The organism is Marinobacterium lacunae, from assembly GCF_000705555.1.
Lineage (GTDB): Bacteria > Pseudomonadota > Gammaproteobacteria > Pseudomonadales > Balneatricaceae > Marinobacterium_D > Marinobacterium_D lacunae.
Genome location: NZ_JMQN01000057.1, coordinates 294,744 through 319,310, shown reverse-complemented (window position 1 = coordinate 319,310; position 24,567 = coordinate 294,744). Strand labels below are relative to the sequence as shown.

The following is a 24,567-nucleotide window of genomic DNA, read 5'->3' as shown; positions in this document are numbered from 1 at the left end:
TAACAAGTGACTGTGGTGTCCAGTCATAATATTTAGGCTGTTTTTTCACACCAGCGCTCCTCGTTTTTCAGGAGCGTATTGAGCACCACAATGAGCTTACGCATGCAGGCGATGATGGCCACTTTGGGTAGCTTCCCCTGGGCCTTCAGGTGCTCGTAGAAGCGTTTAAAAACGGGGTTACATTGGATGGATGAGAGCATCGCCATGAACATCACGGTGCGGATGCGATGGCGGCCTCCACGGATTCGTCGTTTGCCGTTATAGGAGCCACTCTCGCGGTTCATGGGGGCAACACCGACTAGAGCTGCGATCTCCTTACGGTTGAGCTTGCCGAGTTCTGGTAGCTCGCTGAGCAGGGTATAGGCAAGGACTTTGCCGACGCCGGGAACGCTGGTCAGGATTTCGGTTTTGGTACGCCAATGCTTAACCTGCATGACGGCTTCATCGATCTGTTGGGTGATCGCATCGATCTGGATTTTAAGGGAACGCAGTAGGGCTTTGATCGAGCGGTGAAGTGGCTTGGGTAGGATCTGGAGACGGTTTTTCTCCATCGTCTGCATCTCCAGCAACTGGCTACGACGAATCAGCAAGTCTTTGATTACACGCGACTGTTTGTCCGGTATGGGTTTGATATCGGGCTGTATGGTAGCAGCGAAACGGGCAATGACACCGGCATCGATTCTGTCTGTCTTGGCCAGTACACCGATAGCCTGGGCATAGCGCCGGACACTGGTTGGGTTGACGACTACAATGGGTAGGTCGGCCTGATCACAGGCGAAAACAAAGGCGTGTTCATAGCGGCCGGTGGCTTCGACGACGATACGTTTGATGTTGTGGGTTTTAAGCACTTGAACGGTTTTGAGGATCTGTTCCTCATCGTTCGGGATCTGGAAATGGAGGTCCAGCGGATGCAGGACGATATCGAGTTTGGATTTGCCGACATCGACGCCGACGTTGATTTCAATTTGGCTTTCCATGCTACTCATAATAAACTGACTCTGCCTTGCTATGCGGGCTCGAGGCCCCTATGACTGTTCGAGTTATGGCGATGGAGTCATGCAGCGCTACGCCCTTGTTACCTGTCTCTCGCAAGAGGAGCCTACGTTCAATCGAGCTGCTGCATGAAGGCCCTCAATGGCCGTTGAGGGTGGGCCTCGACTTTACCCGGAAATCACACGGAATTATCCATACAAGGTGCTGTAGTCGCTGCGCTGGGACCTCCGTTTCGCTCCGCTGTACTACGGCCCCTAAGCACGGCGTTATAAGGCTGAGGAGAGTAATCGAATATGATCGCCAGAGAATGGAAGTGTCGTGTTCCGCAGATGCATAGCACCGGGTTTACGGCATATCTTTATGAAACGGGAATTAAGGATTCATCCGAAACCCCAGGGTATCTCGGAGCACAGATTTTTCGCCGTGATTTGTCAGATGGAGTTGAACTCACTCTCATTACATATTGGGATCAACTTGAATCAATTAAGGCGTTTGCTGGTGATGATATTTCGCAAGCGCGGCTATATCCCGAGGATAAGGTTTATGAGCTTGATCCTGACCTTTCAGTACAGCACTATGAGGTCATCGAGCAACAGTTCAACTCAAGGGTTTATGAGTAGTTTTGTGGTATCAGCTTATGACAAGGCCAAGCAGAGCGACCCATTTTCCGTTCCGCCTTTGGCTGCACTCCAAATGGTCGCCTGTTGGCGGCGTTAACAGGCAATCGAAGATTGAGAATAACCGCAGCATTATTGATTATGATGTTCATCACTGGATGTGGTGAAATTGGATTTTATAAAGAGGAGAATTTACCTCTGCGAGAAAATTTAGCCGAGAACTGCATAAAGTCGGCCGCAGAAAATATTCCCGGATTAGATGACTTCATGTCAGTTCAAGTTAGAAATGGTGAGTCTACCGTCTATATATTCAGAAAGAATAATGAAGAGGTTGTAGCCAAAGAAAGAAATGACCCAGAGCATGTGCTTAATATTTCATTTAACTACATGGAATACTGTCCTTGCCCTGGCAAGAATAAGCGCCTTGAAAGGCACGGAAAATTACTTGATCAAGTAAAAAAGCAAATTGAAGCTTCGTGTAAAAGCCTCTTAACAAGTCAATTAAATTCGTTCCGTCCCTAGGGGCCTCCACCGGGCCCAAAAAGCTACGCTTTTCGGGCCGTTTATTGCGATGTTAGGAGATAACACTTGACCGATAGAATTTCAGCAGTATCAGATTTCTTGCTTCAGTTAGATGCATTGAAGTCCGTAAACCGTCGAACCTACATCAATGGTGGCAAAAGAGTCGAGAACTCAGCAGAACACTCATGGCATTTAGCAATGGCATGCTGGGCTTTCGCGGAGTTATTGCAAGATAATTATGATGTTCCGAAGCTTATTAAGCTTGCACTGCTCCACGATCTTGGTGAAATTGGTGCAGGAGATACCTTTCTTTACAGCAAGAATAGAGAAAATGCTCATGTAGAAGAGCGTGAGAGTGTGAAGCAGATCGCCTCACATCCCGGTAACCCAATCACAGCTATCGTCGAGCTATGGGAGGAGCAAGAGGCAGGTCAAAGCAAAGAATCAAAATTACTAAAAGTCATTGATCGTTTGTTGCCGTTTCTCCATAACATTACGAGTGAGGGGCGTGCATGGCAGGACAATGGCATAAACAAGAGTCAAGTATTAAAAATGCATCAATTTATCGAGAGTGAAAGCCCAGAAATCTACGGGTGGTTTATCGAAAAACTTGAATATGCGGTAGATCAAGGGTGGCTAAATGCCTCCTAACAAGTTGCTGTTGTTGCCGTTGCGTGGCTGGGACTTCCGTTATGCTGCGCTTCACTCCGGCCCTAAAGCAAGACGTTATCATTTACGAGGAAATTCGATCTTGAATAAGACACCAATGATTCTGTTGCTTGTTGGCGTACTGGCGTCGTCGCTAGTATCTGCACAGACACCCGTTCAGGCTGCCCCCGATCAACAACATCTCTTGGCTAGCTCTGATCCAAAGTTGGCTGCGAACAAGCAACTCGTTTATGATTTTTGGCGCGAGGTCTTTGAGGGTGGTCATCTGGAGCTGGCAGACAAGTATTTAGCTGAGTCGTATATTCAGCACAACCCCAATGTACCTAGCGGCCGCATCGGCTTTGTCAAGTTCTTCTCCAAGTTCAGCACACCTAAACCCATTGAGGATATAGTTAAAGCTCCACTGGTTTCTATTGTTGCGGAAGGAGACCTTGTTGTGCTCACCTTTGTCAAGGAGATTGCAGATCCGAAATACGCTGAACAAAAGTACACAACGACTTGGTTTGATATGTTTCGGATCAAAGATGGAAAAATTACGGAGCACTGGGATCCTGCGCTTAAGCAATAGTTGTGTGCCCGTGTAATATAATGCTAACCAAGCGTTGCACCGGATAAACCGGTGAACTCAGCGTTAGCCTCCCGAGTTACCCACGAACAGTAGACACCTTCTATAGTTAGGTTTTATTTTTAGTCTTATCCAAAAAGGTATAATCAATGATATTTGAAATGAGAACGTACACAATAAAGATTGGGCAATTGAATAATTATATCAATCACTTTGAAAAAATTGGCATGCCTATAATATCGAAATACGCTACGTTAATCGGTTACTGGTATACTGAAATAGGAGAGCTTAATCAGGTTATCCAGATTTGGTCGTACAGTGACTTGAATGAAAGATCAGAAAAACGAGAAGAATTGTACAAAGATGCCTCATGGTTGAGCGAATTTATTCCTAAGGCTATGCAAATGTTAGAAAAACAGGAATCAAAAATAATCATTCCATCTAATTTTTCTCCGATTAAATAATGTTCGTATTCATAAAAATAACAAGTGAATTTGATGTCCTGTCATAATATTTAGGCCGTTTTTCCACACCAGCGATCCTCGTTTTTCAGGAGCGTATTGAGCACCACAATGACCTTGTGTACACAGGCAATGATAGCCACTTTGGGCAGTTTGCCCTGGGCTTTTAGGTGTTCGAAGTCAGTCGCACTGACGATCTTCTATCCTCAAAAATTTTTCTCGCTTTCAAGTGGCCGAGTACTCAGTCATGGGCCATGATTTACCATACATACACTTTTTGTAGTTAATCTGCGCCTTTTCATGACTCGTTATGACTATGACTCCTGTTGAAACCTATCGCCACCGCAGTGTCGAAGAGGCGGACAAAACGCTTAATGCCATACTCGATCTGGTGCTTGAGGGTACCTGGGACTGGAATGGCGTTACCGGCGAGGTTGTGCGCAGTCCCGGCTGGTATCGCATGCTCGGGTACGATGTTGGTGCATTCAATCAGGATGTGTTCACCTGGGAGCGTGTGATTCACCCTGACGACTATGACCGGGTAATGAACGATTTCGAGTCCTATATCTCGGGAAAGATCGACCGTTATTGCGTCGATTATCGCTGTCGAAAGGCCGATGGGGGGTATCTATGGATAACTGATCAGGCCAAAGTCGTCGAATACAACGACGACGGATCGGTTTCCCGCATGATCGGCGCGCACATGAATATACATGATCGAAAGGTCGCCGAGATGGAGCTCCTCGAGCAGAACAAACTGCTCAAAGAGGGCAACGTCACGTTGGAAAAGCTGATTAGCAAAAAGGCTGAAGAACTCGAAAAACGTAATGCAGAGCTCAATGAGAAGATTACCGAAATCGAGAATATCTCGAATACAGACTCGCTAACCGGTATTGCCAACAGAAAGAAGTTCGAAGAGGAGCTCGTCAAGGAGAAGTCTCGTTCGGACCGCTATAACCATTCCCTTTCGCTGGCCATCTTCGATATCGATTTCTTTAAGCGGATTAACGACTCGTTTGGGCATAAGGTTGGTGACAGGGTGCTCAACAAACTGGCCAGATTCGTGGCTGAAAATATTCGGGATATTGACGTATTTGCACGTTGGGGCGGGGAGGAGTTCGTGTTGATCTTTCCCGGAATTGCCATTGACGGTGCAGTCAGCTGTGCCGAAAAGCTGCGCTCGATGATCAGCCAGCACGAGATCGAGCCCGGGTTGTATGTCACCTGCAGCTTTGGCGTGACCGAGTATCGAAAAGGGGAGAGCATCGACGATCTGTTTACGACTATCGATAATGCGCTTTACGAGGCGAAGCATGCAGGCCGCAATCGCGTAGAGCGCCTGGAATAGGGCTGCACTGCTGTTCGTCGTAAAGTAGGTAAAAGCGACAGCTGAGTTCTACAGCTGTCGCCTGTATCTTAAACGGCGATGGTCGGGGTGGGTTCGAGAGGCTCGAAATCGGTCTGCCGATGTTGTTTAAGATATTCCAGAATCGCGTTATCGCTGTTCTGTTGCAGGTTCGGTATACCCTGATTGCCAAACATCCTATTGAACTCAATCAGGTAGGGGACGCTGCCGACCATTGCGACGTCAAACCCGCCGTGATCGATGCTCAGGCAGGTGGCGACATATTCCACCAATTCGGTGGCCTCTTTCGGCACCAGTGATACTTCAACCTGGCCGCCTTGGCTGATGTTGTTGTAAAAGCCTTTCTCCGCCTGAAGGCGCCAGTAACCGCCAATAACCTTACCGCCGACCCACACGATGCGAAGATCGCGGTCGATCGGCAGATACTCCTGAACATACAGCACGTCCGAACGACTGCAGTACTCTTTCCACTGAATGGGGTTTTCAATCAGAAATACGCCATTCCCCATGCTGCTGCGTGGCACTTTCGCCACGAAGGGGTAGTACATGGTATCGAACAGACGGTCGGATTCTGTCGGTGTGTTGGCCGCAATTTCGGTATAGGGATGGTTGCCCGGAATCACCGTCATGAACGCCCGGGTCATCTCAACCTTGTCGTGTCCGATCATGTAGGTTGAAAGGCTGGGGAAGATTCTCTTTTTCAGCCCATGCACCAGCGCATTGATCTGCCAGTATTCGGGGAAAAGTACCCAATCAGCGTCTCGGATTTCGTCCAGATGAGCGAACATCTTTTCGGGTTTGATATAACGCACGTTGGGTAAGTGCAGGGTACGCAGGGCGTCAAAAGAGATGATGTTCATAGGCCGCAGCTGATTAAAAAACACGCGGCGATATTAAGCCCAGTCAGGCTGCTCTCAAAGCAATTTTTTAGTGATTTCGTATATTTTTTCGACAGTTCGTAAAGTGCGTATAAACGCACTTTACGGCGGTGGCGCTTCAGGCCCCGCAGGCCGGTGTCGGCGTCAGTCTATAAGATGGCTGGCGATCCACTCCTGGGCTTCGGTGAGTGAATCGACCACCTCAATTGCAGCTGTGAAATCATGATTCACAGCCAGTGGATGTTGGATCGCGATTACGCGCAGTCCCGCACTATGCGCAGCCTGAACCCCGACTTCGGTATCCTCAACGGCGATGCAGTTCTCCGGGGCAATCTTCATCAGCGCAAGAGCCTTGAGGTAGCCCTCTGGATGCGGTTTGTTATGAGAGACATCGTCGCCGGTCACCACCTGTTCAAACAGCTGTTGCCAGCCGTGTCCCCCTAATGAGGCTTCTACACAGTTGCGCTGCGATCCGCTGACCAGTCCCAGCCTGAGTTGCTGGGCAAGGTGGGTGAGCACTTCACTGGCCTTTGGCATCTCCGGAAACCAGTTCTGTGCCAAGAACCTGTCGTTAGCGGCGAGCTTGGCGTTAACGAGCGTTGCCGGATCGGCATCCAGGCTGTACAGGCGCACGATATCGGCGGCATTCTGCTCCATCGGTACACCCAGCATCTGCTGCCAGTAGGTCTCTTCGGAGATCACCACCCCATAAGGGGCAACCACTTCCTGCCAAAGGCGCATGTGCGTGGCTTCTGAATCGACCAGAGTACCGTCGTGGTCAAACAGTATCGCGTGTAATGACATAGTAAGACCTACTTCCATAAAACCGTGTATTCTACCTGGTCTTATATGGCTGTTGTATGATCAATATCCTCTGCTGGAAAGGGTTGGAGAGAGACGATGATCGGTGAAGTCGAAGACGATATTTACAAAACGCTGCTGGAATCGACCAAGGCTATTCCGTGGAAGATCAACTGGGAAACCAAGGTTTTCGAGTACATTGGCCCTCAGATTGAGCCCCTCTTGGGCTGGCGCCAGGATAGCTGGGTGACGGCACAGGACTGGATTGACCGAATCCATGAGGCGGAGCGGGAGCAGACAGCACACAACTGTATCGCCCTGAGTGAAAATGGCGTGGACCACGAAGCCGACTATCGGGCGCTGACGGCAGACGGAGAGTATGTCTGGGTTAGAGATGTGGTGCATGTTATCCGTGAGAACGGCGTCACCAAGGCGCTGGTTGGGTTTATCTTCGACATCTCCGAGCGCAAGCAGATGGAGGAAGAACTTCGCATCGCCAACAAAAAGCTGGAGCAGCTGTCGTTTCAGGATGGTCTGACCGGTGTGGCCAACCGTCGTCTTTACGATCAAACGCTAGAGCGAGAGTGGGCCAGAGCGTTGCGTAACGGCACACCGATCTCGTTGATCGTCATCGATATCGATCACTTCAAGGATTACAACGACCAATGCGGCCACCTGCAAGGGGACGAATGCCTGAAGCTTGTGGCGAATGCGCTGCAGGATGTGGCCAGCCGTTCCACGGATTTTTTCGGCCGCTACGGTGGCGAGGAGTTTGTACTGCTGCTGCCTGATACCGGACGCGAGGCCGCACGCGATATTGCGGAGCGTTGCCGTCGTAAGGTGATTGACTTGGCTATTCCGCACCCGGCATCGAGCGTGGGCAATCAATTAACGATCAGCGCAGGTGTGGCCAGCATAACGCCTGACGAGGGTGTTGAGCCCTCATCGCTGTTTGGGATGGCTGATCGCATGCTGTATCAAGCCAAGCGCAATGGCCGCAACCGTTTTGCCTGCGGCTGGCCGCAGGCCATGCCTTCGGAGCGTAGTGTGGGCAGTTGAGTGTTGATGGATAGCCGAACGGGTGTTTCGACGTTATTATCGAAACCGGTTTATTGTTGAGGAATTGTCATGCGTAAACGGATTGTCAGCTCTTTGCTCAGCTGCCTGTTAATTCTGGCCGGTGGATCCTACCTGGCTGGCTGCTCTACGATCGAAGGGGCCGGAAAAGACCTCAAAAAAGCAGGTGATGCGATCAGCGATGCTGCTCGTGATGCTTCCAGCTAACGACCGTCAGGCTGCCTGAACATGCGGGGAGCATCGCGCTCTCCGTTCCTTCCTGCTTACATTCTGCCCCAGTTTCCTCTCGACACTCCCTTGAATCCGCCCAGCTTTGATCTATATAATTTGAATTCAAACTATTTGTATTCAAATTTAGTGAGTGCTCCTCATGTCGCATCATCAGGCATCCGCCCGTATCCGCTTTGGCTATCGATTTGTCACGCTATCGAGGCGTTGGCGGCGTTTTGTTGATATGCGCCTTGCCGAAGCCGGATTGACCGATGCCACATGGGTACCCCTTATGCATTTGGCTCAGTCAGGGGATGGTGTCAGCCAGAAACTGCTCGCGGAACGCGCGGGGATTGATACGTCGACGCTGGTGAGGCTGATCGACATTCTGGCAAAGAAGGAGCTGTTGGAGAGACGGGAAGATCCGGAGGATCGGCGGGCTCGCAAGATCTATCTGACAACGGCGGGTAAAGCGCAGATCGACGCCATCCGTGCCACGCTGGAAACCGCCGAAGCTGAAGCGCTGGGTGACCTGAGCGATGTCGAGCTGGAGAAAATGATGGAATGGATCGAGGTGATTGAACAGCGCCTGATGAACAAGATCGAGGAGGCGCGCGGTTAATGAATAGCGCTTCCGTATTGGCACGGCTCGGGTTCGATAACGTGCGATTTGGCTTCGTATTGCGGACAGGCATTGCAGCCTGCCTTGCGATCGCCCTGGCCTGGTGGCTGGGGCTGGAGCACCCACAGTGGGCGGGTATGACGGTGTGGGCGTCTTCTCAGCCCTCACGCGGGCAATTGCTCGCCAAAGGCATGGCCCGACTGATTGGCACGCTGATCGGGGCATTGGTCGGTATTCTGTTGGTATACCTGTCGATCGGACACATAGGCTGGTTGGTGCTGGGGTTGTCGTTGTGGATCGCAACGTGTGTGTTCACCGCACATCTTGTCCGCAGCTTCGTGACATACGGCTGCATGTTGGCCGGATATTCGGCGGCGTTGGTCGCGTTGGTGGATACCGCGCACCACGACCAGATTCTAACGCTGGGGCTGGATCGCATGTTCACTGCCGTCGCGGGCGTGTTGGTGGCGATCGGTGTGAGCTGGTTTTTCGCGCACGGCTCAGCACGCAATAGCGACCAGCAAGAACTGCGCGGCATCACCACCGGGATATTGCGCCAGTTGTCAGCACGTGTGGTATCGGGTGTTGAAACCTCCACGGTTGAACGTGACCAATTGATTGCGCGTCTGGCTGCCTTGGATGCGGCGCTGGACACGCGCGGCATCGGCAGCGCCAGAGCGCGTCAGCAGATGCGACGGGTGCGTCTTCTGCTGCTTGTGTTGGTATCCATCGTTATCTGGACTCGCAAAACCCACGACAGCGGATTGGGCCTTGCGTTGGCGCAGGCACTCAAGGAGGCCGCTGTTGCTTTGGAAGCCGGAGATGGCGACGGGTATCGTTCAGCACTGAGCTGCGCGATTGAACGTTGTGCAGGTGAGCACCATTTTGCGCGACTGCATTACAACCTGACCCGTTTGCTGGCCATGACGCCGGTAATGGAAGCGGGCGATGCGCCCTCTACTAAAGATGAAAGCGACAGCTCCCTGCCGTTACATCGCGATTGGACAGGGGCACGCCAATCAGGCATCCGCGCGTTGACGCTGATGATGACGGTAGGCGCGGTCTGGCTCTTTTCGGGGGCGCAGATAGGGGCCTACATGCTGCTGGGGACGGCAGTGATGACCTCGCTGTTCTCAACCTTCGACAGTCCGGTGCACACCATGCGATCGGTCTTTATCGGCCAGGTGATGGGCGCAGTTGCGGCGCTTATCTGCCGCTGGTTGATATGGCCTCAGGTCGATAGCGAGTGGATGCTGATTGTGTCGATGTTCCCGTTCATCATGCTGGGCGTTGTCGTCTTTGCGCATCGAAAACTTGTGTTTGCGGGGATGGACTACAACATGGTCTTGCTGCTTCTGCTGCAACCACACTATCCGCTGGTCGGGGAGGTTGGTCACTCTCTGCTGATGGCCGTGGCCGTCGCCTCCGCACCGTTAATCGCCATGGCGGGTTATTGGTTGATCTACCCGGTTAACGCTGCAAAACGGATTGAGCTGATGCGTCGGATGATGCTGCATGAACTGCGCGACATGACCATGAAACCCACCAGCGGAGCAAGTCGTGAGCGTTGGCGCTTGCGGCTATACCACCGTCTGCTGCATCTGGTGCGCTGGTCCGGTCAGGTGGGTGATCGCCGTTTCCCGGCCGAGGAATGGGGCGTAATGTTGTTGAGGCTAGAGATGACAACCGAAACACTGAGGGCACTGCTGGATGGCAAGCGGCCTATCAGTGACTCGACAAAACGTGCCGTTGAGTATGCGTTACGAAGGCTGGAACAGCTTGAGCACAAGCCGGAGCGCGTTTTGAGGGCGTTGAGAGTCGTCAGCGTTCGAATGGCGCGTGAACCGGACCAGACGGAAGAGTTGGTGTTTGCGCTGGCGGCGGACAAACTGCAGGAAAATCTGGCGCTGTTCACGCTCAGACGTTAACGGCTTGCAGGTATCAGTCCTTAAACCCGTTGTCGTGAAACAGGCCCAGATAAGCCTGTCTGTTTGGCGCGTCGAACTGGGGAATACACTCGGCGAGGTACTGGGGAAATAACTGTAGCTCGCCGATCTTCTCGATTGGCATCCACACCACATCCATCTGATGCTTGTCGGGGTGGCTGCCGTTGCGCGGCGTGTAATCATTGTCGACCGAGCAGAGAAAAAGAAACTCCATCACATGTCGTCGTGTCGAGGGTTCGCTTTCCCGCTGCTTGAGGAAATCCGCAACGGCGATCAGATCGCCGATCTCGACCTCTGTATCGATCTCCTCCATGCACTCGCGCTGGAGAGTTTCGGTGAGCGCTTCGCCGGCATCCTGGCCACCCCCGGGCAGTGCATAACGGACACCCCCGCAACTATAGCCATCTTTCTTGAGCAGAAGCACGTGCCGATCTTTTACGATAAGTGCACGCACGGCGTTGCGAATCTGTGGGATCAGGTCGTTCATCCGATACTGGTATGCCGCAAAATAAATGATTTCTAGCAGTTTAGACTTAGCGCACCTGGTGTGTCATGTCTGAGCCCGCCTCCGTCGAGACGTATCCCAGCTGCTCCGAAATCGCCTCTCCCGCCTCGATAAGGTCGGCTATCCATTCGTCCCGACGGCGCTCCATCGGGGCGGACAGCGACAGCCCTGCCACCGGTTGCGCGGTGTGATCGTATATCAGCACGCCAATACAGCCCACACCGATTTCGGCTTCCTCGTTATCGAGGGCGTAGCCGCGCTCGACGGATGTCAGGCATTCCTGCGTCAGTGCCGGCAGGGACGTAAACGTGTTGCGGGTATAGGCGGGCAGGTTGGTCCGTTTTGCATAGCCTGCAATCGCCTCCTCGCCCCCCTTGCCGAGCATCAGTTTGCCGACACCGGTCACGTGGAGTGGCGCCCGGCTGCCGATAATCTGGTGCACATGCATCATGCGATTGGGCGTGGCCTTGTCGTAGTAGATAACGGCATCGCCTTCGCGAATCGTAAGGTTGATCGTCTCGCCCAGTCGGTCGCGCAGTTTAACCATGTAGGGCATCGCCACCGCTCTAAGCTCTATTTCGGAGTGGACGCGCTTACTGAGCTGAAGCAAACGCTGCCCCAAACGGTAGCCGCCGTCTTCGTCGCGTTCGACAAAACGGTTATCGATCAGCGAGTGCAGAATCCTGTAGGCGGTAGAGGGGTGCAGCCCGGCATCCGCACTTAAGACTTTGAGTTTGACCGGTGTGGAGTAGCGGGAGATGACATCGAGCAGGGTTGCGGCCCGGTCAAGGACCTGGATTCGAGCTTCCGGTTTTGCCTCAGACATTGAGAGCGCCTCACATTAAAAGGTCTGGTTTTTATTCTTCGATTTCTCCAGACGTTACCACATTGCAGTAAATAAAAGCGTTTTTTCACAATGTGAAAATGCGTTGTTTTGAGTAATGGAATAATTAAGTGTTTGTAAATTAAGTTAAAAAATATTGATAACTGACTTTAAGGTCAGTTTTCATAATACGAGATGCGTTTTGTATTGCGGTAAATGCTGGCGGCGCCTATGGTGAGTTTCAACTTAAGCGCTGACGTAACCGCTGAGTTAAGAACACAAGCCCCGGCGCGTTGCTGAGGCGGAGACAGTGCCAACTACACAAGAAAGGGCGAATCACCATGTCAGACCAGAACCCCGTTTTCATACCAGGCCCGACCAACATCCCTGATCGGTTGCTCAATGCCATGCATATGCAGACCCGCGACCACCGTGCACCGGATTTCGTCGAGACATTCGCGCCCGTGCTTGAGGACTGCAAGCATGTATTTGGTACCGAAACGGGGCAGGTGATCACCTTCCCGGCCAGCGGTACCGGCGGATGGGAAGCCTCCATCACCAACACCCTGTCCGCGGGTGACACGGTGCTGGTAGCGCGCTACGGCATGTTCTCCCACCGCTGGATCGACATGTGCCAGCGTCATGGCCTCGAAGTTCAGGTGATCGACTGCGAGTGGGGTTCAGGTGCACCGGCTGACAAGTTCGAACAGGCGCTGCGCGCCGACAAAGACAAGAAGATCAAGGTTGTTCTGGCGACCCATAACGAAACCGCCACCGGCGTTAAGAGCGATATCGCGGCGGTTCGCCGTGCAATGGATGCCGCCGGCCACCCGGCCATGCTGTTCGTCGACTGCGTAAGCTCGCTGGCCTCCATGCCGTTCGAGATGGACGCCTGGGGCGTTGATATCGCGGTTTCCGGCTCGCAGAAGGGTTTCATGCTGAGCACCGGTATGGCGATCCTCGGCGTTAGCCAGAAGGCGCTGGCGGCGATGGAGAGCGCGACGCTGCCGCGCACCTTCTTCGACTTCCGCGACATGATGGCGGCCAACGCCAACGGCGGTTTCCCCTACACGCCGCCGCTGCAGCTGATCTACGGCATGCGCGAGAGCCTGAAAATGCTGTTCGAAGAGGGGCTCGAGAACGTGTACGCCCGTCACCACCGTCTGGCCGAGGGTGTACGCAGGGCGGTTGAGGCCTGGGGCCTGAAGCTGTGCGCCAAGTCGCCGGAGCTGTACTCCGACACCGTTAGCGCCATCTACGTACCGGAAGGGTTCGACAGCAACAAGCTGACCGAGCACGCGTTCAACACCTACGGCGTCTCCTTCGGTATCGGCCTGGGCCAGATGAACGGCAAGGCGTTCCGTATCGGCCACCTGGGCATGCTGACCGACGTTATGTGTCTGTCGGGCCTTGCCACCATCGAGATGGCGATGGCCGATCTGAACTACCCGGTCGAGCTGGGCTCGGGTGTACGGGCGGCGCAGGAGTACTACCGCGCCACCGCCGCTGCCAACCAATAACCGCTATCACCCGTGAGCGAGACAACGATGAAGATTCCAACTTACGACGATGTACTGATCGCCCATGAGCGGATCAAGCCCTACATCCATGAAACGCCGGTGCTGACCTCCCGGTTCCTGAACGAACTGACCGGCGCCGAGCTGTTCTTCAAGTGCGAGAACTTCCAGAAGGCCGGTGCGTTCAAGGTGCGTGGCGCCTGTAACGCCGTGTTCGGTCTGACCGAAGAGCAGGCGAGGGTGGGTGTTGCGACTCACTCCTCCGGTAACCATGCGCTGTCCCTGTCCTATGCGGCAGGCCAGCGCGGCATCCCGGTCACCGTGGTCATGCCGCGTACCGCGCCGCAGGCGAAGAAGGATGCGGTGATCGGCTACGGCGGCAAGATCGTCGAGTGCGAGCCCTCCACCAGCTCCCGCGAAGCCACCTTCGCCGAGGTGGTGGCGCAGTCCGGTGCCGAGTTCGTCCACCCGTATAACGATCCGCGCGTTATCGCCGGGCAGGCGACCTGCTCCAAGGAGCTGCTGTCCCAGGTGGAGAACCTGGATGCGGTGATCGCACCGATCGGCGGTGGCGGCATGATCTCGGGCACCTGCCTGACGCTGTCTACCATTGCACCGCAGGTGAAGATCTACGCCGCCGAGCCGCTCAACGCCGATGACGCCGCGCGCTCTTTCCGTGCCGGTCACATCATCGCCGACGATGCGCCGGAGACCGTGGCCGACGGCCTGAAAGTGCCGCTGAAAGATCTGACCTGGCACTTCGTCAGCAACCATGTCACCGACATCCTCACCGCCACCGAGGAGGAGATTGTCGATGCCATGAAGCTGATCTGGAAGCGGATGAAGATCGTGATGGAGCCGAGCAGCGCCGTGCCGCTGGCGACCATACTGAAGAACCCGGAGGTTTTCCGCGGCAAGCGCGTCGGCGTGATCATCACCGGCGGCAACGTGGACCTCGACAAACTGCCCTGGCTGAACGCGAACAGCTGAACGTCTAAAAGTAGATTGATTACAGGAGAGATTGAATGAACGCACAGAATGATCTGCACGACCTCGAAGTAGGCTACGACGTTCCAGCCGTACCGGGCATGGATGAGGCCGATATCCAGACCCCCTGTCTGATCCTCGATCTGGATGCTCTGGAGCGCAACATCAAGAAGATGGGCGACTACGCCAAGGCCCACGGCATGCGCCACCGGGTTCACGGCAAAATGCACAAGTCGGTCGATGTGGCCAAGCTGCAGGAAGAACTGGGCGGCGCCATCGGCGTCTGCTGCCAGAAGGTGTCCGAAGCCGAGGTGTTCGCCCGCGGCGGCATCAAGGACATCCTGGTCTCCAACCAGGTGCGCGATCCGCTGAAACTGGACCGCTTGGCGCAACTGCCGAAACTGGGTGCGCGCACCATCGTCTGCGTCGATGACATCGACAACGTCGCCGAACTGTCGGCCGCCGCGCAGAAGCACGGTACCGAGATCGAGTGCTTCGTCGAGATCGACTGTGGCGCGGGCCGCTGCGGCGTCACCACCACCGAGGCGGTTGTTCAGATCGCGCAGGCGATCGATGCCGCCGAGAACCTTAAGTTCACTGGCATTCAGGCTTATCAGGGTGCCATGCAGCACCTGGATACCTACGAGGCGCGCAAAGAGAAGCTGGATATCGCCATCGCCCAGGTCAAGGCTGCCGTGGATGGCCTCAAGGAAGTGGGGCTGGAGCCTGAACTGGTCTCCGGCGGCGGCACCGGCTCTTACTACTTCGAGAGCAACTCCGGTGTGTACAACGAGCTGCAGTGCGGATCCTACGCCTTCATGGATGCCGACTACGGCCGCATTCTTGATAAGGACGGCAAGCGTATCGACCAGGGCGAGTGGGAGAACGCGCTGTTTATCCTCACCAGCGTTATGAGCCACGCCAAGGCCGACAAGGCGATCTGCGATGCCGGTTTGAAGGCGCAGTCGGTGGATAGCGGTCTGCCGTTTATCTTCGGCCGCGACGACGTGGAGTACATCAAGTGCTCCGACGAGCACGGCGTGATCTCCGATCCGAACGGTGCGCTGAAGGTGAACGACAAGCTGCGCCTGGTACCGGGCCACTGTGACCCGACCTGCAACGTACACGACTACTACGTCGGCGTGCGTAACGGCAAGGTCGAAACCCTGTGGCCGGTATCCGCCCGCGGTAAAGCGTACTGATCGAGGAGAAAACCTATGAGCACATCCGTTAATGGCGCCGGCGTTGCGATCGTCTCCGAAGCGGTCTGCGAACAGATCGTCGGCCGCCCCGAGGCGTTCAAAGCGGTCGAGAGCGTATTCGGCGCCATGGCGCGCGGCGATGCCTATAACTTCCCGGTGGTACGTGAGGCGATCGGCCATGCCGATGCCCTGTATGGCTTCAAATCCGGGTTCGATCGCGCGGGTATGGTCCTCGGCGTTAAATCCGGCGGCTACTGGCCGGGCAACGTACAAAAGGACCTGACCAACCACCAGTCCACGGTGATCCTGTTCGACCCGGATACCGGCCGGCTGAAGGCGCTGGTCGGTGGCAACTACCTCACCGCCGTGCGTACCGCCGCCGCCTCGGCCGTGTCCATCGCCTACCTGGCCCGCAAGGACGCCAAGGTACTGGGCATGGTCGGGGCAGGGCACCAATCCACCTTCCAGCTGCGCGCCGCTCTGGAGCAGCGCGCGTTCGAAAAGGTCGTGGCGTGGAACCCGCACCCGGAATACCTGAGCCGTCTGGCCGCGGTGTGCGACGAACTGCGCGTGCCGTTCGAAGCGGTGGATCAGCAACAGCTGGGCGCGCAGGCGGATGTGATCATCACCATCACCTCGGCGTTCGAGCCGCTGATGATGAAAGAGTGGATAAAGCCTGGCACCCACATCGCGTGCATGGGCACCGACACCAAGGGCAAGCAGGAGGTCGACCCCGAACTTTTGGCAGCGGCAACCCTGTTCACCGATGAGGTGGCCCAGTCGATCTCCATCGGCGAAGCCCAGCATGCGGTGGCCTCAGGGCTGATCAGCGAAAGCGACATCACGCCGATTGGCGAGGTGATCAACGGCACTCATCCCGGCCGTCGTGACGATCAGGAAATCACCCTGTTCGACGGCACCGGCGTAGGTCTGCAGGATCTTGCTGTGGCATCCGCTGCCGCGAATCTCGCGCTCGAACAAGGGCTGGCCCTTCGCATCGCGCTGTAACACCGCACATCCCCCTCGCCTGGCGAGGGGGCACTTCCTGCTTTACCATCGATTAAAACAGGTACTGAACATGAGTTCTGCTGCACGACTGCGCCTGCGTGAACTGCTGGAGACTCGGCAGTGCGTACGCTGCGCCTCGGTTTTTGACCCTCTCTCGTCACGCATGGCCCAGGAGATCGGCTTCTCGGTCGGCATACTGGGCGGCTCGGTCACCTCGCTGATGGCACTTGGCGTGCCGGATATCTACCTGCTCACCTTAAGCGAGTTGGCCGAGCAGGCGCGCCGGGTGTGTCAGGCCTCAAACCTGCCGGTGATCGTCGACGGCGATAATGGCTACGGCAACGCCCTCAACGTGATGCGCACGGTTACCGAGCTCGAACACGCCGGTGCCGCCGTGATCACCATCGAAGACACGATTATCCCAAGACGCTACAAGCAGCCGGAGCTGAACCTGAGCAGTATTGAAGAGGGCTGCAGCAAACTGCAGGCCGCCGTGAGCGCACGTAACGACAGCAGCATGGCCTTGTTCGCCCGCACCCACGCCCAGCAACCGCTGCCGGCGATTCTGGAGCGGGTCGCGGCCTACAGCCGTACCGGTGTGGATGGCATCTGTATTTTCGGGCAGACATCAAAAGCGCTGTTGGAGCAGCTGAACAGCATCACCGAACTGCCGCTGATGCTGATCGACTACGCCCAGTCAGAGCTGAGCACCGAGGCGATGAGCCAGCAGGGCGTGCGTATTCACTTCAACGGTCACCGCGCCTACGAAGAAGGGGTTAAAGCCGTATACCGTTCGCTGCTTCAGCTTCATACCGGCAGCGATATCGACTGCGACCACAACGCCAAGCAACTGATCGGACGCTTCGCCCGCCAGCAGCAATATAACGCGTTGAGTAGTGACTATTTAGATCCGGCCTAAAACCTACTGCGCGACTCGTAGACTGCGTTGCGCGGTGCCGGTGCGCCGGCCCGGTCGGAATCCTCATGTATCCCCCATACACTGCGGTTCCTGCGCGCCGCGCGCCTTGCCTACGAGCCGCTCGCTACGGTTTTTCGATGTGCCCCAACGAATTCATGTTCTGCGTACCGTTTAAACCCGAACTCTAGTTTCAAATAAATACAATTAATCTCGTATAGGAGAGTGGAAAATGGGCAAACTCGATCTGGAAAGCTCGATCACCATCACCCGCGCCGCATTCGGCAAAAGCCTTGAACTGAACACCGCACCGCTGACCGTGGCGATACTGGACGCCAGCGGCACACTGATCTCACTGCAACGTCAGGATGGTGCTAGCATGATCCGCCCGGACGTCGCCATCGGCAAAGCCTGGGGTGCTGTCGCCATGGGCAAATCCTCCCGCGCCTTGGGCGAGGACGCACAGAACCGCCCGGCGTTTATCTCCGCTTTGAATACGCTGGCGCAGGGTAAAATCGTACCTGTGCCGGGTGGTGTGCTTGTCCGTAACAGCGACAACGAAATCGTCGGTGCCGTGGGTATCAGCGGGGATCTGTCGGATGTGGATGAGCAATGTGCGGTATCAGGTATTGAGGCGGCGGGGCTGGTTGCGGATGCAGGGTAGTTACAACACACGTAACATATGAAACTCAGTCAAAGTAAGCCTCCATTAGTGGAGGCTTACTTTTTAGATAGGGTTCTGCCCCTATTTCTTTAGTATCGTTTAATACAGTTCCAGCTCGGCATACATGAACAGCCAAAATAATTGAAAGGCAGACGGACATGCACAATCGATTAGGTATTTGTTTGAACGCGAAAGCGATCCAGAAGCCGGGCTTTAAAGCTTTAGTAGCGGCGTTGCTGACAGCACTATTGCTTGCCGGCGTGAGTCCGGCTCGCGCGGCTGCGCTCACAGAGGTGACCGGTTTTGGCTCAAACCCCGGTGATCTGCGCATGTACGAATATATCCCCGATCACCTGCCGAAAGGTCGCCCGCTGGTGGTGGCATTGCATGGCTGCACGCAGAATGCCTCCGCCTATGACGATGAGAGCGGCTGGGTCGAACTGGCCGAGCGCTGGCGCTTTGCGCTGCTGCTCCCTGAGCAGCAGAAAACCAACAACAGCTCGCTGTGCTTCAACTGGTTTAACGGCAGCCATTATCTGGACTGGATCTTCTGGTGGACGGACTGGGGCAATGATATTGACCGCGGGGAAGGGGAAGCGCTCTCCATCAAGCAGATGATCGATCACCTGGCCAATAAACAGCAGTCGGATACCCGCCGTGTATATGTGACCGGCCTCTCGGCGGGTGGCGCGATGACCGCGGTCATGCTTGCCACCTACCCAGAGACTTTCGCGGGCGGCGGCATCATCGCCGGTATCCCCTATAAATGTGCGCGTTACGCCATCACAGCGCTAACCGACTGCGGCGTTGATGCCGACCGAGCGGGATCCGTCCCTATCAAGGATCTATCACCGCAGGAGTGGGGCGATCTGGTGCGTGATGCCAGCGACCACACCGGCCCCTGGCCGAGGCTGTCGATCTGGCAGGGCGAAGTGGACAAGCGAGTAATCCCGGACACTGCCAGAGAACTGCTTGAGCAGTGGGCCAATGTCCAGGGTATCGATACCACGCCCGACGTTGAAGACACCGTGAAGGGCTATCCACATAAGGTGTATCAGGATGATCAGGGCAACGCATTAATCGAGACCTACCTCATCACCGGGATGGGTCATGGTGCGCCTGTCGATCCGGGCACTGGTGAAGACCAGTGCGGTGTGCCGGGCGGATATATTCTCGATGCCCATATCTGCGCCAGCTACTTTATCGGCACGTTTTGGGGGCTGGATCAGTGAGCGCTGCAGTGGCCATAGGGCACCGGCCATAACGGTACAAGAGGGCATTGATATAGAAGGCAGGTTATCAGAGTGTTGTGGCGGGCTTGCTGAGTGAAACCTTAGTCCCCAGTTAGTACCTCTGCCCAGATGAGATTCCGCTATGCTGCTTGAGGGGAAAGATAAGCATCAGCTGGGTCAGCTGCTGCGCGGTTGTGCTGCGATAGCTTGTTGTTGCTGGAGACGCAGCAGATCTATCAGTGAAAGTCAGAGAATGTTCGAGGGTACCCAGGTAGGCATTGTCATGCAAACCTGGGTGATTGCTGAGCGCCTTTTATGCGCCGATCAGAGATCCCATTTTCCATCGTAAAGGCGTTTGAGCTGCAAAGGGTTGCGCTCTTTCAACGCGTCCGGCAGCAGGTTATCAGGTACTGCTTGATAGCATACCGGCCTTAGAAAACGCACGATGGCTGCACTGCCCACTGACGTGGTTCGGCTATCAGAGGTCGAAGGGAAGGGGCCGCCATGCACAGTCGTATGGCCAACCTCCAGTCCCGGTGGCCAGCCATTAACCAGCACACGCCCAACCTTACGCTCTAGTATAGGCATCAATTTGCGGGCCGCGTCCAAGTCCGCTTCATCAAGTTGCAGCGTGGCGGTCAACTGGCCCTCCAGACACTCGGCTACCTGGAGAACTTCAGTTTGATCATTGCACTCGACTACCAATGCAGCTGATCCAAACACCTCATCGTGGAGTGAGTCGTCCTCCATGAAGTCCCGTGCTGATACTGCAAACAAAGCTGCCCTGCACTGGTTCGGCGCGTCTGATGCTAGGGCGTGGGCTAGCGTGCGAACCCGGGGGTTAGCAGACAAGGCGGTTACGCCATGCTCGTATGCATCATAGATACCCGGCGTGAGCATGGTCTGAGTTGCAGATTGGTTGATGGCTGCCGCAGCCGTGGTAATAAAGGTGTTAAGCGCCTGGCCTTTCTCCGCAATGAGCAGTCCAGGACTGGTGCAATACTGGCCTGCACAAGTGGTCAGCGTGCTGACAAATCCATCAGCCAATGCTTCGCCACGATTGCTCAACGCTGAGGGAAGCAGGAACACAGGGTTGCTTGAACTCATTTCGGCATAGACCGGTATCGGTTCATTGCGCTGCTGTGCGATAGCCATAAGTGCGGTGCCACCACTGAAAGAGCCCGTAAAACCTACGGCCTTGATACGGTTGTCCGCAACCAGCTTCGCCCCGACCTCGCGCCCTGAGCCAAAAAGTACGGAGAAGACACCCTCCGGCATGCCGCACTCGGCAACCGCTTTCTGAACAGCCCGACCAACAAGTTCAGATGTGCCTGGGTGAGCCGAATGTGCCTTTACGATGACGGGGCAGCCTGCGGCTAACGCCGATGAGGTATCGCCCCCTGCTACGGAAAATGCCAGTGGGAAGTTGCTGGCACCGAATACGACTACTGGCCCCAGTGGGATTTGGCGTGATCGCATATCCACGCGCGGGATTGGCTGACGCTCGGGGAGGGCGGAATCGATACGAACATCCAACCACTCGCCGCTGCGAACCACGTCAGCAAACAGGCGCAGTTGTTTACACGTTCGCGCCAACTCGGCCTCTACTCGGCCACGGGGGAGCCCGGTTTCTGCCATTACGCGGGTCAGGAGCTCGTCTCCAAGTGCTTCAACGTTGCCTGCGATGGTTTCCAGAAATCTGGCGCGTGCGTCCAGCGAGGTCTCGCGATACTGATCGAATGCATCCCAGGCCAATTGAGCGGCGCGGTCAACTTCGGCTGCGGTGCCTCCTAAGTAGCCCGGTTCCAACTGTTCACCAGTGGAGGGATTGATCGCATGAATGGGGTCACGAGAGCCGGCAACGCTACTCTGACCAATAAGCATTTCACCTGTTAAAGACATTTGGCTTCCTAAAGTAATGAGAAGTAAACAACAAAGGCATCACGCTAGGTGGCCGTGGTAGGCGTTGGTGATGATCTGTTCAATATCGGAGGCTCTGGTCAAACGAGGGTTAACCAGCACGTTGCCGCTACGCATGGAGTCTTCAACCATTTGCTGGGTCTTATCGAGTTTAACGCCCAACTCTTGAACATTAGCCGGGATGCCAATAACCGCATTAAGCTTGACTATAGCGTCGATCGTTTTGCTTCCCGCGCTGTAGTCGTCCAGGCCATCCACGGATTCACCCAGTGCCACTGCAATATCTTTGAACAGCTCGGGGCAAGCATCCATGTTGAACTTCACAACAAAGGGTAGGAGCGCGGCGTTGGCCACACCGTGAGGGATATTGAAAATACCGCCAAACGTGTGAGAAATGGCGTGAACATTACCCAGTTTTGACTGCGAGAAGGCCAAACCTGCCAGGAAAGAGGCTATCAACATATTTTCGCGGGCGCTGGCATCGGTGCCAACAAAGTAGGCCTTCTTAAGGTTTTGCGCGATCATCCTGATCGCTTCGATCGCTAAGGCACGGCTAATGGGGTTAGCCTGTTTGGATACATAGGATTCAATCGCATGGGTCAACGCGTCCATACCGGTTGATGCGGTAATAGCCGGTGGGAGCTGTATGGTTAACTCGGGATCAAGGATCGCCAGTTTCGGGAACAGCCGCGGGCTGATAATCGCGGTTTTAAAGCTATTCTGCGGGTTCGTTACAACGGTTGACGCGGTGCATTCGCTGCCTGTCCCTGAGGTGGTCGGAATCGCGAAAAGCGGCAGGGGATCATTGATTAGCCGGTCATACCCCTCATAGTCGAGGATACTGCCGGGGTTAGTTGCCATTGCGGCTACGGCTTTGGACGCATCGATGCTGCTGCCCCCTCCGATACCGATGATAGCATCGCAGTCTGAACTCCGGAGAAACGCTACTGCATCATCGATTACTTCACTGGACGGGTTGGGCTGCACATCCTGATAGATATCATATTTCAGCCCGGCTTGGTCTAGAGAATCAAAGAAGCCGATCAGGGCACCTGAATCAACTAACCCTTTGTCGGTAACGACCATAAGTTTTTTATGGACATACGGCTTTAACAATTCACCGGCTTTCTTGGCAAGTCCGTATCCAGATTTCAGTGTGGTAGGAAAGAAGAAATTAAAGTTGTACATAGTGTCCTCTTTGAGGGGAAATGCCCAAAAGTTAGTTTTTAAATTTTATTAAACAAAAATAAGCGATATTTTTGGCAGAAATGTAAATAGAAGAAGGTCAACTATCATTACCAAAAGAAGAGGAAATACTTTTCTTATTACGATAGCAAGAGTTGTATCACTCAAGCTTTTAGCGACAAACAGGTTAACTCCAAGGGGAGGGGTAAGTAGTCCAATCGCGAGGTTGGTTATCATGATGACGCCGAAATGTATTAAGTTGACTCCTTCGCTCGCAAGGATCGGCAAAAATATTGGTACCAGTAGGATAATAGCGGCATTTAGTTCCAAAAAGGTTCCAATAAAAAGAAGAACCGCATTGATCGCCAAGAGTAGCCAGATTTTATCTGCTCCTGCGCCTGCAATAAAATTGGAAACTTGCTGCGGGAACTGCTCTGTCGTTAAAACCCATCCCATAATGTTGGCGGCACCAATGATTAGCAAGACCATTGATGAAGTCAAACCTGAAGATACAAAAACATCTTTTAGATCAGAAAAGCGTAGCTCTTTATAAACAAACATGGATATAACTAATCCATATACGCAAGCAATGGCGCCGGATTCGGTTGGTGTAAAGACGCCGCTGTAGATCCCTCCAAGAATGATTATAGGCATCGCTAGCCCGAGTAGGGACTTTCTTAGGCAGCATAAGAAGTTAGAAAAGCTGGTTGGATTGCCCCCTCTATAGCCCCGCTTCTTAGAGTATATGAACGAATATACGATCAACGAAATACCGACGAAAATTCCAGGTACTATGCCTGCTATAAAAAGATCACCTATACTGACGTTGGCGGAAATACCATAAACAACAAAGGGGATACTGGGTGGTATGATAACGCCAATTGTCCCGCCAACAGCCATCAGTGCGACGGAGAAGCCCTTGTCGTAGCCCGCTTTTATCATTGCCGGCACCATTATGCTGCCAATCGCAACGACGGTCGCTGGAGCAGAGCCGGAAATAGACGCAAAAAACATGCTGGCGAGTAAGGCTATTATGGCCAGACCACCTGGGGTGGAACCGACGATACTAGCCCCTAGATTAACCAAGCGAGTGGATACGCCCCCTTTCTCCATTATCTTTCCGGCCAAGAGAAAGAACGGAATTGACATTAGAGGAAACGAATCAATACCCGTGAACATGCGCTGAACAGAAACAAACGTCGGCATATCACTAAAAAATACAAAAGCCGTAATACACGCAAAGGTAATAGCTAATGCGAGGGGTAGATTAAAGAATACTAGAACGAGCATGCTCAAAAACATGGCAGACGTCATTTGACTTCACTCCCTTCAACAAAACATGCTGATGTTTTTGAATCAATTGAGGTACTATCTTTATCAAAAAAGAACTGCATTACGCTCGCTAAATAACGTAGCGACATTAAAAAGAACCCGCTCGGAACAGCTGCATAAGCGAAGTAAATGGGTATTCTAAGCGCTGGTGATAGCTGGCCTGAATTTATCATGCGACCTATAAATTCTATGCCTATATATAAAAACAAAATGCAAAATGTAAAGCCTATAATGTTGCCGAAAAGATTTATAAATCTCTGTGCTGATTTCGGTGTCGAAAGTATCAGCGCATCAACTGATATATGTACCGAGCGCTTAAGGCCAAGACTGGCACCAATAAAGGTGACCCAAATCATTAGGTAACGTGCGACCTCCTCAGACCATGACATTGGTATTTGCAAGGAGATCCGGTTGAGTACTCCTAGGAAAACGACTGCCAGCATGCCAGCCAGGAGGGTAAATATTATTTTTTCTTCAACATTGCTCAATATATAATCTAGCTTTTTTAATATCTTATAAAACGGCATAAAGATAACCTAATTTGCTATT

26 protein-coding genes are annotated in these 24,567 nt (G+C 54.0%); 17 read left to right on the top strand and 9 right to left on the bottom strand.

The window, feature by feature from the left end:
• Positions 1-32: 32 nt before the first annotated feature.
• Positions 33-986 carry an IS110 family RNA-guided transposase gene (locus ADIMK_RS19535; protein WP_036191604.1) on the bottom strand — a complete coding sequence of 318 codons (954 nt, stop codon included), beginning with the start codon at positions 984-986 and terminating at the stop codon, positions 33-35.
• Positions 987-1,286: 300 nt separating this feature from the next.
• On the opposite strand from ADIMK_RS19535, the gene ADIMK_RS19530 reads away from it, so the two are divergent.
• The 6 genes from ADIMK_RS19530 (at position 1,287) to ADIMK_RS19505 (ending at position 5,175) form a co-directional block, all read left to right on the top strand.
• Entirely contained in the window at positions 1,287-1,613 is a 327-nt protein-coding gene (locus ADIMK_RS19530; protein ID WP_036191602.1) for an antibiotic biosynthesis monooxygenase family protein, read from the top strand.
• 84 nt (positions 1,614-1,697) lie between these two features.
• A complete protein-coding gene (locus tag ADIMK_RS19525) occupies positions 1,698-2,132 on the top strand; it encodes a hypothetical protein (RefSeq protein ID WP_156043008.1) in 435 nt (144 codons plus the stop codon).
• 66 nt (positions 2,133-2,198) lie between these two features.
• Positions 2,199-2,783, top strand: a complete 585-nt coding sequence (locus tag ADIMK_RS19520; protein WP_036191598.1) for an HD domain-containing protein — start codon at positions 2,199-2,201, stop codon at positions 2,781-2,783.
• On the top strand, positions 2,773-3,369 hold the full coding sequence (locus ADIMK_RS19515) for a nuclear transport factor 2 family protein (protein WP_197027590.1): 597 nt from the start codon (positions 2,773-2,775) through the stop codon (positions 3,367-3,369). Before ADIMK_RS19520 ends, ADIMK_RS19515 begins: the two co-directional genes overlap by 11 nt.
• 146 nt (positions 3,370-3,515) lie before the next feature.
• Positions 3,516-3,830: an NIPSNAP family protein gene (locus ADIMK_RS19510; RefSeq protein WP_036191591.1), complete on the top strand. Its 315-nt coding sequence runs from the start codon at positions 3,516-3,518 to the stop codon at positions 3,828-3,830.
• A 307-nt stretch (positions 3,831-4,137) separates the two neighbouring features.
• Positions 4,138-5,175: a sensor domain-containing diguanylate cyclase gene (locus ADIMK_RS19505; RefSeq protein ID WP_197027589.1), complete on the top strand. Its 1,038-nt coding sequence runs from the start codon at positions 4,138-4,140 to the stop codon at positions 5,173-5,175.
• Positions 5,176-5,243: 68 nt separating this feature from the next.
• On the opposite strand, the gene ADIMK_RS19500 is transcribed toward ADIMK_RS19505, so the two are convergent.
• Together ADIMK_RS19500 and ADIMK_RS19495 are read right to left on the bottom strand one after the other, a co-directional pair.
• Complete coding sequence (locus ADIMK_RS19500; protein WP_036191587.1) at positions 5,244-6,053, bottom strand: ATP-grasp domain-containing protein; 810 nt, start codon at positions 6,051-6,053, stop codon at positions 5,244-5,246.
• A 162-nt stretch (positions 6,054-6,215) separates the two neighbouring features.
• The gene (locus tag ADIMK_RS19495; RefSeq protein WP_036191585.1) at positions 6,216-6,875 is read right to left on the bottom strand and encodes an HAD family hydrolase; all 660 of its coding nucleotides are present in this window, start codon (positions 6,873-6,875) and stop codon (positions 6,216-6,218) included.
• A 96-nt stretch (positions 6,876-6,971) separates the two neighbouring features.
• On the opposite strand from ADIMK_RS19495, the gene ADIMK_RS19490 reads away from it, so the two are divergent.
• The 4 genes from ADIMK_RS19490 (at position 6,972) to ADIMK_RS19480 (ending at position 10,709) form a co-directional block, all read left to right on the top strand.
• Positions 6,972-7,931 (top strand): sensor domain-containing diguanylate cyclase, encoded by a 960-nt coding sequence (locus tag ADIMK_RS19490; RefSeq protein ID WP_036191583.1) that lies wholly within the window; start codon positions 6,972-6,974, stop codon positions 7,929-7,931.
• 69 nt (positions 7,932-8,000) lie between these two features.
• Complete coding sequence (locus tag ADIMK_RS21825; RefSeq protein ID WP_081849878.1) at positions 8,001-8,156, top strand: entericidin A/B family lipoprotein; 156 nt, start codon at positions 8,001-8,003, stop codon at positions 8,154-8,156.
• Positions 8,157-8,319: 163 nt separating this feature from the next.
• Positions 8,320-8,781 (top strand): MarR family winged helix-turn-helix transcriptional regulator, encoded by a 462-nt coding sequence (locus ADIMK_RS19485; RefSeq protein ID WP_036191581.1) that lies wholly within the window; start codon positions 8,320-8,322, stop codon positions 8,779-8,781.
• Positions 8,781-10,709 (top strand): FUSC family protein, encoded by a 1,929-nt coding sequence (locus ADIMK_RS19480; protein ID WP_036191579.1) that lies wholly within the window; start codon positions 8,781-8,783, stop codon positions 10,707-10,709. The genes ADIMK_RS19485 and ADIMK_RS19480 overlap by 1 nt, the downstream gene beginning before the upstream one ends.
• A 13-nt stretch (positions 10,710-10,722) precedes the next feature.
• On the opposite strand, the gene ADIMK_RS19475 is transcribed toward ADIMK_RS19480, so the two are convergent.
• Both ADIMK_RS19475 and ADIMK_RS19470 read right to left on the bottom strand, forming a co-directional pair.
• Positions 10,723-11,214, bottom strand: a complete 492-nt coding sequence (locus ADIMK_RS19475; protein WP_036191577.1) for an NUDIX domain-containing protein — start codon at positions 11,212-11,214, stop codon at positions 10,723-10,725.
• Between the two features lie 46 nt (positions 11,215-11,260).
• Positions 11,261-12,058, bottom strand: coding sequence for an IclR family transcriptional regulator (locus tag ADIMK_RS19470; RefSeq protein ID WP_036191575.1), 798 nt, complete (start codon positions 12,056-12,058; stop codon positions 11,261-11,263).
• A gap of 338 nt (positions 12,059-12,396) precedes the next feature.
• On the opposite strand from ADIMK_RS19470, the gene bhcA reads away from it, so the two are divergent.
• The 7 genes from bhcA to ADIMK_RS19435 all read left to right on the top strand — a co-directional run bounded on the left by bhcA (position 12,397) and on the right by ADIMK_RS19435 (position 19,581).
• The gene (gene bhcA / locus ADIMK_RS19465; RefSeq protein WP_036191573.1) at positions 12,397-13,575 is read left to right on the top strand and encodes an L-aspartate--glyoxylate aminotransferase BhcA; all 1,179 of its coding nucleotides are present in this window, start codon (positions 12,397-12,399) and stop codon (positions 13,573-13,575) included.
• A 27-nt stretch (positions 13,576-13,602) separates the two neighbouring features.
• Complete coding sequence (gene bhcB, locus ADIMK_RS19460; RefSeq protein ID WP_036191571.1) at positions 13,603-14,562, top strand: beta-hydroxyaspartate dehydratase BhcB; 960 nt, start codon at positions 13,603-13,605, stop codon at positions 14,560-14,562.
• Positions 14,563-14,597: 35 nt separating this feature from the next.
• On the top strand, positions 14,598-15,761 hold the full coding sequence (gene bhcC / locus ADIMK_RS19455) for a 3-hydroxy-D-aspartate aldolase BhcC (RefSeq protein ID WP_036191569.1): 1,164 nt from the start codon (positions 14,598-14,600) through the stop codon (positions 15,759-15,761).
• A 15-nt stretch (positions 15,762-15,776) separates the two neighbouring features.
• Positions 15,777-16,769: an iminosuccinate reductase BhcD gene (gene bhcD, locus ADIMK_RS19450; RefSeq protein WP_036191563.1), complete on the top strand. Its 993-nt coding sequence runs from the start codon at positions 15,777-15,779 to the stop codon at positions 16,767-16,769.
• A gap of 70 nt (positions 16,770-16,839) precedes the next feature.
• On the top strand, positions 16,840-17,688 hold the full coding sequence (locus ADIMK_RS19445) for an isocitrate lyase/PEP mutase family protein (RefSeq protein WP_036191561.1): 849 nt from the start codon (positions 16,840-16,842) through the stop codon (positions 17,686-17,688).
• 229 nt (positions 17,689-17,917) lie between these two features.
• The gene (locus ADIMK_RS19440) at positions 17,918-18,349 is read left to right on the top strand and encodes a GlcG/HbpS family heme-binding protein (RefSeq protein ID WP_036191558.1); all 432 of its coding nucleotides are present in this window, start codon (positions 17,918-17,920) and stop codon (positions 18,347-18,349) included.
• A gap of 158 nt (positions 18,350-18,507) precedes the next feature.
• Complete coding sequence (locus tag ADIMK_RS19435) at positions 18,508-19,581, top strand: extracellular catalytic domain type 1 short-chain-length polyhydroxyalkanoate depolymerase (protein ID WP_051693136.1); 1,074 nt, start codon at positions 18,508-18,510, stop codon at positions 19,579-19,581.
• Positions 19,582-19,905: 324 nt separating this feature from the next.
• On the opposite strand, the gene ADIMK_RS19430 is transcribed toward ADIMK_RS19435, so the two are convergent.
• From ADIMK_RS19430 to ADIMK_RS19415, 4 genes are read right to left on the bottom strand one after another with little or no spacing between them, the layout of a single operon-like run.
• Positions 19,906-21,483 (bottom strand): aldehyde dehydrogenase (NADP(+)), encoded by a 1,578-nt coding sequence (locus ADIMK_RS19430; protein ID WP_036191556.1) that lies wholly within the window; start codon positions 21,481-21,483, stop codon positions 19,906-19,908.
• Between the two features lie 39 nt (positions 21,484-21,522).
• Positions 21,523-22,689, bottom strand: a complete 1,167-nt coding sequence (locus ADIMK_RS19425; protein WP_036191554.1) for an iron-containing alcohol dehydrogenase — start codon at positions 22,687-22,689, stop codon at positions 21,523-21,525.
• A 48-nt stretch (positions 22,690-22,737) separates the two neighbouring features.
• A complete protein-coding gene (locus ADIMK_RS19420; protein WP_036191551.1) occupies positions 22,738-24,000 on the bottom strand; it encodes a TRAP transporter large permease in 1,263 nt (420 codons plus the stop codon).
• On the bottom strand, positions 23,997-24,545 hold the full coding sequence (locus ADIMK_RS19415; RefSeq protein WP_036191548.1) for a TRAP transporter small permease: 549 nt from the start codon (positions 24,543-24,545) through the stop codon (positions 23,997-23,999). The genes ADIMK_RS19420 and ADIMK_RS19415 overlap by 4 nt, the downstream gene beginning before the upstream one ends.
• Between the last annotated feature and the right edge of the window lie 22 nt (positions 24,546-24,567).

Coding starts and splice junctions, on each gene's coding strand:
- ADIMK_RS19430 (WP_036191556.1), bottom strand. CDS start 21,483: ATGTCTTTAACAGGTGAAATGCTTATTGGTCAGAGTAGCGTTGCCGGC.
- ADIMK_RS19500 (WP_036191587.1), bottom strand. CDS start 6,053: ATGAACATCATCTCTTTTGACGCCCTGCGTACCCTGCACTTACCCAAC.
- ADIMK_RS19495 (WP_036191585.1), bottom strand. CDS start 6,875: ATGTCATTACACGCGATACTGTTTGACCACGACGGTACTCTGGTCGAT.
- ADIMK_RS19420 (WP_036191551.1), bottom strand. CDS start 24,000: ATGACGTCTGCCATGTTTTTGAGCATGCTCGTTCTAGTATTCTTTAAT.
- ADIMK_RS19480 (WP_036191579.1), top strand. CDS start 8,781: ATGAATAGCGCTTCCGTATTGGCACGGCTCGGGTTCGATAACGTGCGA.
- ADIMK_RS19510 (WP_036191591.1), top strand. CDS start 3,516: ATGATATTTGAAATGAGAACGTACACAATAAAGATTGGGCAATTGAAT.
- ADIMK_RS19530 (WP_036191602.1), top strand. CDS start 1,287: ATGATCGCCAGAGAATGGAAGTGTCGTGTTCCGCAGATGCATAGCACC.
- bhcB (WP_036191571.1), top strand. CDS start 13,603: ATGAAGATTCCAACTTACGACGATGTACTGATCGCCCATGAGCGGATC.
- ADIMK_RS19475 (WP_036191577.1), bottom strand. CDS start 11,214: ATGAACGACCTGATCCCACAGATTCGCAACGCCGTGCGTGCACTTATC.
- ADIMK_RS19435 (WP_051693136.1), top strand. CDS start 18,508: ATGCACAATCGATTAGGTATTTGTTTGAACGCGAAAGCGATCCAGAAG.
- ADIMK_RS19425 (WP_036191554.1), bottom strand. CDS start 22,689: ATGTACAACTTTAATTTCTTCTTTCCTACCACACTGAAATCTGGATAC.
- ADIMK_RS19440 (WP_036191558.1), top strand. CDS start 17,918: ATGGGCAAACTCGATCTGGAAAGCTCGATCACCATCACCCGCGCCGCA.
- ADIMK_RS19485 (WP_036191581.1), top strand. CDS start 8,320: ATGTCGCATCATCAGGCATCCGCCCGTATCCGCTTTGGCTATCGATTT.
- ADIMK_RS19505 (WP_197027589.1), top strand. CDS start 4,138: ATGACTATGACTCCTGTTGAAACCTATCGCCACCGCAGTGTCGAAGAG.
- bhcC (WP_036191569.1), top strand. CDS start 14,598: ATGAACGCACAGAATGATCTGCACGACCTCGAAGTAGGCTACGACGTT.
- ADIMK_RS19445 (WP_036191561.1), top strand. CDS start 16,840: ATGAGTTCTGCTGCACGACTGCGCCTGCGTGAACTGCTGGAGACTCGG.
- bhcA (WP_036191573.1), top strand. CDS start 12,397: ATGTCAGACCAGAACCCCGTTTTCATACCAGGCCCGACCAACATCCCT.
- ADIMK_RS19535 (WP_036191604.1), bottom strand. CDS start 986: ATGAGTAGCATGGAAAGCCAAATTGAAATCAACGTCGGCGTCGATGTC.
- ADIMK_RS19470 (WP_036191575.1), bottom strand. CDS start 12,058: ATGTCTGAGGCAAAACCGGAAGCTCGAATCCAGGTCCTTGACCGGGCC.
- ADIMK_RS19415 (WP_036191548.1), bottom strand. CDS start 24,545: ATGCCGTTTTATAAGATATTAAAAAAGCTAGATTATATATTGAGCAAT.
- ADIMK_RS19490 (WP_036191583.1), top strand. CDS start 6,972: ATGATCGGTGAAGTCGAAGACGATATTTACAAAACGCTGCTGGAATCG.
- ADIMK_RS19515 (WP_197027590.1), top strand. CDS start 2,773: ATGCCTCCTAACAAGTTGCTGTTGTTGCCGTTGCGTGGCTGGGACTTC.
- bhcD (WP_036191563.1), top strand. CDS start 15,777: ATGAGCACATCCGTTAATGGCGCCGGCGTTGCGATCGTCTCCGAAGCG.
- ADIMK_RS21825 (WP_081849878.1), top strand. CDS start 8,001: ATGCGTAAACGGATTGTCAGCTCTTTGCTCAGCTGCCTGTTAATTCTG.